Source organism: Virgibacillus salarius (assembly GCF_039521925.1).
GTDB classification, from domain to species: Bacteria; Bacillota; Bacilli; order Bacillales; family Amphibacillaceae; genus Virgibacillus; species Virgibacillus salarius.
This window is the reverse complement of record NZ_BAAACY010000056.1, coordinates 1-12591: the sequence shown is the minus strand read 5'-3', so window position 1 is coordinate 12591 and position 12591 is coordinate 1. Positions and strand designations below refer to the sequence as shown.

Annotated in this window: 12 protein-coding genes; 4 read left to right on the top strand and 8 right to left on the bottom strand. The window is 36.9% G+C overall.

What is annotated here, in order from left to right; genetic code table 11:
- Nucleotides 1-96: 96 nt before the first annotated feature.
- From ABDZ84_RS08100 to ABDZ84_RS08070, 7 genes are all read right to left on the bottom strand, one after another.
- Nucleotides 97-729 carry a CpsD/CapB family tyrosine-protein kinase gene (locus ABDZ84_RS08100; RefSeq protein WP_034678707.1) on the bottom strand — a complete coding sequence of 211 codons (633 nt, stop codon included), beginning with the start codon at nucleotides 727-729 and terminating at the stop codon, nucleotides 97-99.
- A gap of 16 nt (nucleotides 730-745) precedes the next feature.
- Nucleotides 746-1468, bottom strand: a complete 723-nt coding sequence (locus ABDZ84_RS08095) for a YveK family protein (protein WP_343780948.1) — start codon at nucleotides 1466-1468, stop codon at nucleotides 746-748.
- 755 nt (nucleotides 1469-2223) lie between these two features.
- The gene (locus tag ABDZ84_RS08090; RefSeq protein WP_026680459.1) at nucleotides 2224-3510 is read right to left on the bottom strand and encodes an adenylosuccinate synthase; all 1287 of its coding nucleotides are present in this window, start codon (nucleotides 3508-3510) and stop codon (nucleotides 2224-2226) included.
- 741 nt (nucleotides 3511-4251) lie between these two features.
- Nucleotides 4252-5619, bottom strand: a complete 1368-nt coding sequence (gene dnaB / locus ABDZ84_RS08085; RefSeq protein WP_026680458.1) for a replicative DNA helicase — start codon at nucleotides 5617-5619, stop codon at nucleotides 4252-4254.
- A 74-nt stretch (nucleotides 5620-5693) separates the two neighbouring features.
- Nucleotides 5694-6140 (bottom strand): 50S ribosomal protein L9, encoded by a 447-nt coding sequence (gene rplI, locus ABDZ84_RS08080; protein WP_026680457.1) that lies wholly within the window; start codon nucleotides 6138-6140, stop codon nucleotides 5694-5696.
- The gene (locus tag ABDZ84_RS08075; RefSeq protein WP_026680456.1) at nucleotides 6137-8107 is read right to left on the bottom strand and encodes a DHH family phosphoesterase; all 1971 of its coding nucleotides are present in this window, start codon (nucleotides 8105-8107) and stop codon (nucleotides 6137-6139) included. The genes rplI and ABDZ84_RS08075 overlap by 4 nt, the downstream gene beginning before the upstream one ends.
- Before the next feature lie 45 nt (nucleotides 8108-8152).
- A complete protein-coding gene (locus tag ABDZ84_RS08070; RefSeq protein WP_026680455.1) occupies nucleotides 8153-9094 on the bottom strand; it encodes a YybS family protein in 942 nt (313 codons plus the stop codon).
- A gap of 291 nt (nucleotides 9095-9385) precedes the next feature.
- On the opposite strand from ABDZ84_RS08070, the gene ABDZ84_RS08065 reads away from it, so the two are divergent.
- The 4 genes from ABDZ84_RS08065 to ABDZ84_RS08050 all read left to right on the top strand — a co-directional run bounded on the left by ABDZ84_RS08065 (nucleotide 9386) and on the right by ABDZ84_RS08050 (nucleotide 12116).
- Nucleotides 9386-9871, top strand: coding sequence for a DUF1189 family protein (locus ABDZ84_RS08065; protein ID WP_026680454.1), 486 nt, complete (start codon nucleotides 9386-9388; stop codon nucleotides 9869-9871).
- Between the two features lie 31 nt (nucleotides 9872-9902).
- Complete coding sequence (modA, locus tag ABDZ84_RS08060) at nucleotides 9903-10691, top strand: molybdate ABC transporter substrate-binding protein (protein WP_343780935.1); 789 nt, start codon at nucleotides 9903-9905, stop codon at nucleotides 10689-10691.
- Between the two features lie 21 nt (nucleotides 10692-10712).
- Complete coding sequence (modB, locus tag ABDZ84_RS08055) at nucleotides 10713-11387, top strand: molybdate ABC transporter permease subunit (protein ID WP_026680452.1); 675 nt, start codon at nucleotides 10713-10715, stop codon at nucleotides 11385-11387.
- 105 nt (nucleotides 11388-11492) lie between these two features.
- Nucleotides 11493-12116: an ATP-binding cassette domain-containing protein gene (locus ABDZ84_RS08050; protein ID WP_026680451.1), complete on the top strand. Its 624-nt coding sequence runs from the start codon at nucleotides 11493-11495 to the stop codon at nucleotides 12114-12116.
- A 251-nt stretch (nucleotides 12117-12367) separates the two neighbouring features.
- On the opposite strand, the gene ABDZ84_RS08045 is transcribed toward ABDZ84_RS08050, so the two are convergent.
- The coding region (locus ABDZ84_RS08045) for a hypothetical protein (protein WP_343780930.1) at nucleotides 12368-12591 on the bottom strand (224 nt) is incomplete at its 5' end.

Sequence of the window (12591 nt, the reverse complement as noted above, 5' to 3'; positions counted from 1 at the left end):
CCACAGCATGACCGAGTGCCTACCTTGATAACGGCGAGTAGACATCACCATAAACCAGTTTTAATTCTTAATAACGAACAATTGGTTTAAAAAAATTTATTTGTATTTTTCATTGATAATAACTCCCATTACATTCGCTTTCGCCAATTCAAGCACTCTTTTAGCCTCGATAACGTCCTCTAAATCCGTCTTCCCTCTGCCTACAAGTAAAACCACACCATCACTATAATTTGCCAGTAACCTTGTTTCTGTATATTTCAAGATAGTTGGAGAATCAATTAGAATAACATCATATATCGTTTTGAACTCTTTCAATAATTCCTGCATCTTCGCACTTTCTACTATTTCAGCAGGGTTAAAAATACTCGAACCACTTGTAAGAATATCAAGCTCACCAATTCCCGTCTGATTAATAACAGAGCTCCATGTTAAATCTTTTGTAAGCAAATTCGTTAGCCCTAAGCTTTTTTCTTTTTTAAAAACACTCTGCACGACTGGACTTCGTAAATTAGCATCAATCAGCAGTACCTTTTCATTTTGTTTAGCCATCGTAACAGCTAGATTTGAAATAGCTGTTGATGTGCCTTCCCCGCTTCCTACTGATGTAAAGAGAAATATTCGATGATTTGGATTATTGGTTAAAAACTTCATATTGGATCGAATTGTTCTAAATTCATCCGCTATGATCGAATCAGGATAAGCATGTGTTATAAGATTTCCCTTCTTCATGTATTTACGCTTACTCTTACTTAATATCAGCTGTCTCACCCCTTACGTTTATTTTTCTTTGTCTTCTTCTTTTTACAAACTTTTTCTTATTCACGTTCGATATCGATCCAATTACCGGTACACCAAGAACCAATTCTAACTCACTTTCTTTTCGAATTGTTCCATCCAAGGAATCAAGTAAAAAAATTAATCCTAAACCAGTAATGGCACCAAATATAAATGAAATAATTACTATTTTATGCTGTCCACCATTTATAGCTTGATGATTTTCATCCGCAGAAGATAGTAATTGCACCTCTTTAAAATCTAAAATATCGGCAATTTCGCTTTTAAACGCTGTAGCTGTTGTATTGGCGATTTCAACAGCTTGAGCAGAGTCGCTGTCCCTAACAGAAATCTGTACTACTTGTGAATCTTCTATTCTGGCTACCTCAATTTGTTCGGCAAGCTCTTCAGATGTTTGTGATAGCTGTAATTCTTCTTTCACTTTATCCATAATTAATGGGTCGGTAATCATTACCATGAGTGTCTTCATATATTCACTATCTGCGCCAATAATCACCCTTGTCGACGTTTGATAAATAGGGGTATTATTAAAACTGTTATATAGATAGCCAGCTGATGTAAAAAGAATGGTAATGGCAATAACTAGCCATGCTCTTTTTTTTAACAAATCAAATACTTCTTTTAAGTTAATATCCTTCTTCTTTTTTTGTATATTTATCGTTTCATTGTCCATGAAGGTACCTCCCCAATTATTTATGAATGCTTTACTTTCTTAATAACATCCATGTCATTCTTTATATAGAACAATCAAAGCAAAAAAATTACTATTTTAGCAGGAAGCAAGATATATTAGTAAACCGTCTAATAGTTATTTATAGTTTAGTTCTTTATAAAGAACAAGTCAACAATTAATTTTTTATCATCCTGTTTTTATATACATGAATTTACTACAAAAGCTCAATAGTCCAACCACAGTATATGTGCAAATAATGCACTTTAGAACAGATTATTTAAAAACAGCGAAGGACGCTATAACATATATGGATATTTCGATATGTTATGTTCCTATGTGAGATGATATTCAATACATTGATTCCATGATTGGAATGAAAAGGTACGACTCCTACGGAATAGCGTGGCCAAGTGAGACCCCGCAGAAGACAAGCGATGAGAAGGCTCACGGACCGCCCGTGGAAAGCGTCCGACTGTAGTGGAAATGAACAGTATTCTACTATTCAGCTTTTTCATATTTCAATATGACTAGCTAATTGCTGAAGTTGACTCAGTTTAGAATGGGAAAGGAATAATTTGTTTTTATGGACCTATAACTTCAACTCATCAAAACCTAGTTGAAAAGCTCATATAAACAAAAAAACGGGGTTGCCCCATTAAATTCATTTAGAATCGACTGTTGGGACAGTCCCGTTTTCTATAACGACGTAGATTAATTTTCACTACCAGACCAATTACCTTTTGGTACCTGTTAAATTAGCTATATACACTTCGTACAACATTGGTTTGCGAGCGATCCGGTCCAACAGAAAAAATGGATAATGGAATCTCCGTTAACTGAGAAACACGTTCTAAATAATGACGTGCATTCTCAGGGAGCTCGTGCAAGCTTTTCACATTTGTGATATCTTCTGTCCATCCAGGCATTTCCTCATAGACTGGTTCACATTCAGCAAGTGCCGCTAAACTTGCTGGAAATTCCTTAATAATTTCCCCTTTATAACGATAAGCTACACAAATCTTCAATGTTTCAATACCTGTTAGTACATCGATAGAATTTAAAGATAAATCTGTAATACCACTTACACGACGTGCATGACGAACAACAACACTATCAAACCAGCCAACACGACGCGGTCTCCCTGTTGTTGTCCCATATTCACGACCAACCTCACGAATCTGGTCACCAATCTCATCATGTAACTCCGTTGGAAACGGTCCATCACCTACACGCGTTGTGTATGCTTTGGAAACACCTACTACATGATCAATCTTTGTAGGCCCAACACCAGAACCAATGGTTACTCCTCCAGCAATTGGATTAGAAGATGTTACAAAAGGATAGGTTCCTTGATCAATATCAAGCATGACACCCTGCGCACCTTCGAATAATACTCTGCGTCCATCGTCTAAGGCATCATTTAATACAACAGATGTATCACATACATATTTAGCCATTTGTTGCCCATACTCATAATATTCTTCGAGAATATCCTCTACTTGAATAGGCTCTACCTCATAAACCTTCTCAAACAAACGATTCTTCTCTTTTAAATTTTGCTCTAATTTTGCACGAAACGTTTCTTTATCCATTAAGTCCGCAATGCGGATACCGCATCTCGCTGCTTTATCCATATATGCTGGACCAATTCCTTTTTTAGTCGTTCCAATTTTATTTTCGCCTTTTTCTTCTTCCTGCAAGATATCTAATTTTAAATGATATGGCAAGATGACGTGAGCACGATTACTTATCCGTAAATTATCTGTAGATACATTACGTTCGTGTAGATAAGCAATCTCCTCCACAAATGCCTTTGGATCGATTACCATACCATTACCCAATACACATGTTTTTTCATTAAAAAATATTCCAGATGGAATTAAATGTAATTTATACGTGATGTCATCAAATTTAATCGTATGCCCTGCATTGTTACCTCCTTGATATCGTGCAACAACCTCTGCATTTTGCGATAGGAAGTCCGTAATCTTTCCTTTCCCTTCATCGCCCCATTGTGTTCCAACTACTACTACTGATGACATGGTGCACCTCCACTGAATTAATATATATTATACGTTTTTCTTTAATCACAAAAGTAATTTTATCAGTATAAAATCAGATAGTCAATTCAAAACACGAACATTTATATAGAAATTAATGTAATTGTTCGGTAAAGTTGATTAAAAAGAATCAAAGCGCAAACACCCGTTTAAAAACGTAGCGGCTGGAGCACGTCAACGGAGATAAAAAATCACGGTGAGCTTGCGATCCGCTGATGACTTAGATTAGGACAATTTGTGAAGTCGCCTAGTTTCTAGACGAGGGCTCAACGCGCCACTATTTATCCACACACGCTAATTTTATAATTTCTAAACATAAAAGAGGCTGGCACAAAACACAACTTCTTTACTCAAAATACGAATAATCATATTATCAATCTGAGTATCATCGCCACATCGTGAAAATATACGCGCTTTCCACGGGCACGGACTCCGCTAACTTGGTAAAGAAAAACACGTTACCTCGTGGATCTTCGGACAAACTGTAGACATAGTAACTTGATATTTTGCGAATAGCTGGCTATGTGTTAAACCATTCTTAAAAGCCAACAATACTTCATATTTCCATTCTACTGAATATGATTTGTGAGTCATAAAAACTCCCCTTAATGTAGAAACAGATTTTTACTTTTTAATCTGTCTACCTTAAGGGGAGCATATCATTTCAACTAATTATCGTTCGTTTTAATTGTCTCTTCATTCTTTTTTCTCACTCTCTCTAAATTAAACAGGGACTGGTGGTACATCACTTTCTTGATAACGATGATCTAAATCAACGAATTTATTGTATTCCTTAACAAAAGCTAATTCTACATTTCCTACTGGACCATTACGTTGTTTAGAAATAATGATTTCGATTATATTTTGTTTTTCCGATTCTGAATCATAATAATCATCACGGTATAAGAAACCGACGATATCCGCATCTTGCTCAATACTACCAGATTCACGTAAGTCCGACATCATTGGGCGCTTATCCTGTCGTGATTCAACACCACGTGATAACTGTGAAAGGGCAATTAGTGGTACATTCAATTCCCGAGCTAGACCTTTTAAAGAACGGGATATTTCTGATACTTCCTGTTGTCTATTTTCCTTGGAATTTGCACTACCCTGAATAAGCTGCAAATAATCGATCAATATCATTCCAAGCCCATGCTCCTGCTTGAGACGACGACATTTAGAACGTATATCAGCAACACGTACTCCAGGTGTATCATCTATATAGATCCCAGCATTCGATAAGCTCCCCATTGCCATAGTTAGCTTACTCCAGTCATCAGCTTGCAACTGACCATTACGTAGTCGTTGTGCGTCAATATTTCCTTCTGCACAAAGCATACGTTGAACTAATTGATCTGCTCCCATCTCTAAACTAAAGATAGCTACATTTTCATCCGTATTAACGGCTACATTTTGAGCTACATTCAACGCAAATGCAGTTTTACCTACAGATGGACGGGCAGCGACAATAATAAGATCATTACGCTGAAATCCAGAAGTAATCCGATCCAAATCTCGGAATCCAGTCGGTATTCCTGTCACATCAGCACTTTGATGATGAAGTTGTTCAATATTGTCATAAACATCAATTAGTACATCCTTGATGGCCTTAAATGCTCCAGAATTTTTCCTTCCAGAGACATCTAAAATACTCTTTTCTGCCTCATTAACAACATCTTCTACTTCATCTTGTCGTTCGAAACTAGAAGTAACAATGTCTGTTGCTGAACGTATTAGCCTTCTAAGTAATGCCTTTTCCTCTACAATTCGACAATAATAACCGATATTAGCTGCTGTAGGTACACTTTCCGCAACCTCTGATAAATACTGAACGCCACCAGCTTCTTCTAACTGCTGTGCATTATGCAAATAGGAAGTTACTGTGACAACATCAATCGGCTCCCCACGATCAGCAAGGGCAATCATGCTTGCAAATATCCGCTGATGACTAGCACGATAGAAATCTTCTGGTACCAGTATCTCTGAAGCAGCAGAAAACGCATCTGGATCAATGAAAACCGCACCAATAATGGATTGCTCAGCTTCTATATTATGTGGTGGAGTACGATCATTCCATGACTCATTCATTGATTGTTTTCCCCTCTCTGAAGATGTAAATCTAAGCGCAGGGCGCCTGTTTTACTAGATGTTTCTACAACGTATTATTTTTCTGCAACATGTACTTTGATTGAACCTGATACCTCTGGATGTAGCTTAACCGGAACAGTTGTATAACCTAATGCTCGGATAGGTTGGTCCAATTCTATTTTACGTTTATCAATTTTATACCCGTAGTCTTTCTTCAATGCTTCAGAAATTTGCTTGCTCGTTATAGAGCCAAATAACCTACCATTTTCCCCAGACTTAGCACTTAGTTCTACAGTTAAGTCCGCAAGCTTATCTTTTAGATCCATTGCTTCTTCCTTTTCTTCCTGTTCTAGCTGCTCATCTTTACGCTTCTTCGCTTCTAATGCTTTCATATTACCGTGCGTTGCTTCTTCAGCTAGGTTGTTCTTTAATAAGTAATTACGCGCATATCCATCAGATACATTTTTAACGTCGCCTTTTTTTCCTTTTCCCTTTACATCTTTAAGAAATATTACTTTCATTCTGATTCGCTCCCCTCATAATATTCATCTAAAATTTCTTTTAATAATCGCTCTGCTTCTACAATTGTCATATTATCTATTTGTGTGGCTGCATTCGTCAAATGGCCACCACCATTCATTTTTTCCATAATCACTTGAACATTGACGTCTCCTAAGGATCTAGCACTGATCCCTACCCTTCCATCCTTCCGCTCTGATATAACAAAGGAAGCTGTAATCCCACTCATTGTTAAAAGTATATCAGCTGCTTGAGCAATTAGTACAGGGCCATGAACTTGCCCTTCTTCTGCACTAGAAATAGCAATTTTATCTCGATATACTTTCGATCGCTCGATTAGTTTACTTCGTTCCACATATACATCAATATCTTCCTTCAAAAATTCCTGAACGAGTACTGTATCAGCCCCTTTTGCTCGAAGATATGATGCTGCATCAAAGGTTCGTGAACCTGTTCTTAGTGTAAAGCTTTTTGTGTCTACGATGATTCCTGCTAACAGCGCTGTTGCTTCAAGCATTCGTAGCTTTAATTTTTTGGGTTGATATTCTAATAACTCTGTCACTAACTCAGCTGTAGAGGATGCATAAGGCTCCATATATACTAACGTTGGATTTTCGATAAACTCTTCTCCACGTCTGTGGTGATCGATGACCACCTTATAATCCGTCTTCTGTAAAAGTGTTTCACTAGCTACCATTGATGGACGGTGTGTATCAACTACTACAACTAGACTTCTCGCACCGATAAGTGATTCTGCTTCCTCTGGATCTACAAAATGCTGCCATATCCTCTCTTCCTCACGAATCGCATTGACAAGGCGATATACACCTGTATCGATATCTTCTGGGTCAAATACGATATGTCCCTCTACATCGTTGGCAATTGCAATATTAAGGATTCCGATAGCAGCCCCTAATGCGTCCATATCAGGCGCTTTATGTCCCATAATAATGACATTGTCACTTGCCTTTATCAGTTCCTTTAAGGCGTGGGAGATCACACGAGCCCTAACTCGTGTACGTTTTTCCATTGGATTGGTTTTCCCACCATAGAAACGAACCTTTCCAGATTCATCTTTTATTGCAACTTGATCTCCACCTCGACCAAGTGCAAGATCAAGGCTGGATTGTGCTAACTCACCGAGCGTAGGTAAATCCACATACCCAACACCTACACCAATACTTAATGTTAACGGCGTATTTCTTTCACCAATTAACTCTCTCACTTCATCAAGTATCTCAAATTTCACTTTTTCAAGCTGAGCCAAAATCTCTTTTGTCCCAACAGCGATAAAGCGCTCTTGAGATGTTCGCTTCAAATATAGTCCATGATGTTTTGACCATTTGTTTAAAACAGAGGTAACTTGTGAATTCAAATGGCTTTTATGTGTATCATCCATGTTCTGGGTAATTTCCTCATAATTATCAAGGAAAATAAATAATATAACGGTTTGTTCATTACGGTAGAGGTTTTGTAATTCTGATTGCTCCGTTCGATCAAATAAATAAAGAAGTCTCTCTTCCTTCTTTACTGTTGTCTGAAATACATAACCCTGTAATTCAAACCAAATTTCATCCTTATTTTCTTTAATTTTTGGTATTAAATCCTCTGATAACGAATGCAGAGAATTCCCAACTAAACTGTCATCATCAAATTGATTCATATATGGATTTGCCCATTCAATTTTATAATCCTCACTAAACAAAATAATACCAAACGGCATTTCCAATAATGCTTCTTCTCCCACTTTTTTAATTCGGTGAGATAATGTTGTTATATATTGCTCCGCTTCATCTTGAAGCGTTTGCTCAGAACGGATACTATAATAAAGCGAAACAGCTAAAAGCACAGTCATGATTAGTCCTACTACCCACTGGAAATACCAGATAACACTAAGCAGAATTATAGACAGCACATAAATGACCCATACATGATTTCTCAGTGTTGGCTTCTTTTGTTTATCTGACATCACATTCAGCTCCTACTGTGCATTACCTTTATTTTCATAGATCTGCTAATCCTTCTCTGCTAACTTATCTCTTAACCCAAACCCTAAATCAAATATTCCTATAAAGCGAATAATAAATAACATCATAGGGAAAAGCACTCCGATCACCACACAAATTATTGGAAATGCTTTTGTTATCTTCTTATAGTTAGCATAGAAAAACAGAAATGAAAAACCTTGAATCGTAACGAGCATTTGTGTTAAAAGTAATAAGTTTTGGGTCGCCATATATTGCAAGCTTTCCGGGTCCGTAAAAATAAATGCAAATAACAAAGCAATTACATATACAAAGATGATTGAATTCGGAAATCGCAATTCACGAAATGGTGGAAACCGCAAGTCTTTCCGTTCTATTCGATTTAGAAATTTATAACTGAACCATTGACTGAGAAATGCCATTAAAATAGCAATTGTAGCTAAGAAAAATGGAAACAGAGTTACAAACGCATGGATCGTTTGTTGCATGATCTCATCAATTTCTTCCAACTGCGCTTCAGCAGTGAATTGTTCGATCACACCTGTTGACATCTCCATAGATTCGTTAAATATTTGCTCCATTGCATCTATTACATTTATCTGAAATACAAATTGTGTAAAAACAAATGCAAATAATAATCCGATGATAAACCCAAAAGTCCCCCTTGCCCATGTCTCATAAGCAGAGAGGTTTCGATAAATAGAGCTACCAATCATAATCCCGCCTAGCCCCATTAGAACTGTCATTGGTAACGTATAGATCGTTGTAAATAAGATCGTCATTACAATAGAAAAGGCAAACATGATTAGGGCTGGCTTCCAATCATACCTTGAACTATAAATAATAAATGGAATTGGCAATAAAAATATGGATACTATCGGTATAATTGGGACAAACAGGCTCACTAGCAATAATCCCATGAATACCAGTGTTAATAGCGCCCCGTCAGTTAGTTGTTTTGAATGATTCATTTTGCACCCCATCTTACTTTGGTTGTAACTACGTCATTATAATATGATAACATGTTTTCGTTGCAAATGGTTGTCGAAAAGCGTAGAAAAAATTATTTCCCGGGTAATAAATTACGGAATGAAGCCATAAAGGAGTACATATTTCTACAAGAATTGTAAGTAATTGTTTTATTATCTCGCTTTCTTTCTTTTTTATGATAAATGTCATCCTTTTTTCAACTACTTAATAAGAAATTGTCCTTCGTTTCCTTTATAATAGTAAATGAAACTAATATGTAAGGATGACTTATATTGATTTTTCTAAATGCGTTTTTACATAGTATCAAATTACCTAGAAAGAAAGCAATCTTTCAGCTTAATCGTATAGGCATGGACATTACGATTATTTACATGTTTATTCTATTACTGCTTGTATCTATTCCGTCTCTGATTGATCGAATCACAAATTCTAGTAGCCATAGCGCTGATCTTAGCTTTATCTTTTTGATTATTTACTTTTTCATTTTTTATTATTTACCAATGGCTATTATCGTTTTTATATTGCTTTCTGCTATAGCGTATATTGGTACTAACTTAGCGAAAATAATGGGTAGAAAACTAAAATTCTCGATCATTTGGAAAATGACTGCCTTTACTACGACGGTACCGTTTTTTCTTTACGCGTTAATAGCATTAACTACCCCAATTAGTGATTATTATTTATGGTTTTTTTGTGTTTATTCCCTTGTATTGCTAATTATGATTATATCTGTATATCCAAAACGCCGAACAAAATAGTCGAGCACAACTTATGACAAGGAGTTTTTAAATGAAATACCTCGTTCTGTTATTCTTTAGTTGTATTACGCTAACAGGTTGTTCCCTCTTTAATCAAGAGGAACCATTTCAAAAATCTACAGAAGCTAATAAACTCTTAGTTTCTGCCGCTGCAAGCTTAGCTGATGCTTTACCAGAGGTTATTACAGCTTTTGAAGAGGAATATCCTAACATTAATATAACCGTCAATTACGGAGGCTCTGGACAACTATCGAGACAAATTCAGCAAGGGGCTCCTGTCGACATATTTTTATCTGCAAATCAACAATGGATGGATACGCTTACAGAAGAGAAATTAATTGCTGAAGATACACGTACAGACGTTATCGGTAATCATTTAGTGTTAATTGGTAATAAGCAATCTTCACAGTCAATAGCTTCTCTTCAGCAGCTTTCCGACATGCAAATTGATCAAATTGCAATCGGAAATCCTGAGAGTGTGCCTGCTGGTATTTATGCCAAAACAGCATTGCAAAATAGTGGTGTTTGGCAGTCGTTAGAGGAGCAATTTGTGTATGCAAAAGATGTACGTCAAGCACTTACTTATGTAGAATCAGGTAATACAGAGCTTGGTTTTGTCTATGCATCTGATGCTGCTATTTCAAATGATATACGAATAATAACAGAAGTCGATGAGACGCTATATCCAGCTATTGTGTACCCTGCTAGCGTTACTTCATATAGTACAAACCGTCATGATGCAGAGACCTTTATCCATTTCTTGAAACAAGATAAGGCTGCGGCTATTTTCAAGTCCTATGGCTTCCGTAACATCCATTAATGTGCAAAGGTTGAAGTAGATATGGATTATACACCATTAATTTTATCAATTAAAATTGCTGGCATCGCAACTTGTATAGTATTTTTGCTTGGTGTAAGTTGTGCGCGATTAATTTCGCGAAATCAATTTCCAGGAAAACGGCTATTAGAAGCATTGTTTCTACTCCCACTTGTTCTTCCGCCGACTGTAGTTGGTTTTGGGCTTCTATTCATCTTCGGTAAAAACGGCCCAATTGGTCGTCTTTTACTCCAGTGGTTTGATTATCAGATTGTCTTTACTTGGGTTGGTGCAGTAATAGCTGCTGTGGTTGTATCATTTCCCTTGATGTACCAAAGTGCTGCTGCTGCATTTCTAAAATATGAGAAAAATCTTGAACACGCAGCACTTACAATGGGAGCATCTAAATGGAAAGTATTTTGGACAATTTCCTTCCCCTTAGCATGGCCAGGTTTGGTGGCAGGTTTTGTGCTTTCCTTTGCAAGGGCTCTTGGGGAATTTGGGGCTACTTTAATGGTCGCTGGTTATATACCTAATCAAACAAACACCATTCCTTTAACCATTTACTTTGCTGTAGAATCCGGAAATATGCAAACTGCTCTATTTTGGGTTATAGGTATTGTTATTGTCGGCTTTACTGCAATCCTTTGGCTTAATTGGTGGAGTGGTAGAAATATATTGAAGCTTACCAAAGAATAAGATACATCCAGACCTAGTCTATAAACGAATGTGACAATAAGAACGTTAGAATAATAGATTTGTCGCGTTTATAGCTTGATTTTTGATAAAGGAGCGAATTGTTCGATGCTTTCCGTTACGATCGAAAAAAGACGAAATCATTTTATATTAAATACGGCATTCGATATTCATAATGAAATCGTTGTCCTATTCGGACCCTCAGGGGCAGGTAAAACAACGATCTTAAATTGCATAGCTGGGCTAACTCATCCCGATAAAGGCAAAATCAGCCTTGGAGAGCGAACTTTATATCAGAATAAGCAGCAAAAGCCCGTTCCTATTCATAAACGTAGAATCGGCTATTTATTTCAGGACTATGCATTGTTTCCCCATATGTCAGTTGAAAAGAACATTCGTTATGGGATGAAAGATCCATTACTTGTTGAACAATTAATAGATATAACTCGGATACGCCCATTACTCCACCAATATCCACAACAAATATCAGGAGGGGAAAAACAACGTGTAGCATTAGTTAGAGCACTTGCTACCAAGCCGGAAGCTCTGTTATTAGATGAGCCATTTTCCGCTTTAGACGAGAAAACGCGTGCGGATTGCCAAAATGAATTAAAACGTCTTCATGATTATTGGAAAATACCTGTTATTTTAGTTACACATGATAAACAGGAAGCCGACATCCTGGGAGATCGAATCCTACATATAAAAGATGGGTCCTTGCATTCCCCTTAGATTACTTTATAAAAGCAACTAATACATGTATGAAACAAATGTGCTTTAATTAAACAAAACTAGAAAAAATGATTCGTGCAACGAAGTGACTCCGGAAATATACTTCGCTTTCCACGATTGACTAGAGCTATGTATTTAAGATCTCATTTAGATTGGCTTGTAGCTAATTTCTTCTTTACTAAGAAAAACTGAGCAAAATTCGCTCAGTCCTTATCACTAAATGCTCAGATTTACGCTTCCTCTAGTAGCTATTATGGAATAATAGCTACTGCTTGCTTGACCACCACTCCGGCTGCCCACTTCCCTTTCCGTGGGGTTTGTCCTTCAGCTAACTTTTTTAGCAAAACCCGCTCAAAAAAGTGGATCTTCAGGTCAAACATTTCCCACAGGAGTTGAAGTGGCCGCCCTTCGCTATTATCAGGATCTACAACGCTAGCATGAAGTAACACAGCTGCTTTTATACTCACGGATAACG

Coding starts and splice junctions, on each gene's coding strand:
- ABDZ84_RS08100 (WP_034678707.1), bottom strand. CDS start 729: ATGAAGAAGGGAAATCTTATAACACATGCTTATCCTGATTCGATCATA.
- ABDZ84_RS08090 (WP_026680459.1), bottom strand. CDS start 3,510: ATGTCATCAGTAGTAGTAGTTGGAACACAATGGGGCGATGAAGGGAAA.
- modA (WP_343780935.1), top strand. CDS start 9,903: ATGAAATACCTCGTTCTGTTATTCTTTAGTTGTATTACGCTAACAGGT.
- ABDZ84_RS08075 (WP_026680456.1), bottom strand. CDS start 8,107: ATGTCAGATAAACAAAAGAAGCCAACACTGAGAAATCATGTATGGGTC.
- dnaB (WP_026680458.1), bottom strand. CDS start 5,619: ATGAATGAGTCATGGAATGATCGTACTCCACCACATAATATAGAAGCT.
- ABDZ84_RS08070 (WP_026680455.1), bottom strand. CDS start 9,094: ATGAATCATTCAAAACAACTAACTGACGGGGCGCTATTAACACTGGTA.
- ABDZ84_RS08095 (WP_343780948.1), bottom strand. CDS start 1,468: ATGGACAATGAAACGATAAATATACAAAAAAAGAAGAAGGATATTAAC.
- ABDZ84_RS08050 (WP_026680451.1), top strand. CDS start 11,493: ATGCTTTCCGTTACGATCGAAAAAAGACGAAATCATTTTATATTAAAT.
- rplI (WP_026680457.1), bottom strand. CDS start 6,140: ATGAAAGTAATATTTCTTAAAGATGTAAAGGGAAAAGGAAAAAAAGGC.
- modB (WP_026680452.1), top strand. CDS start 10,713: ATGGATTATACACCATTAATTTTATCAATTAAAATTGCTGGCATCGCA.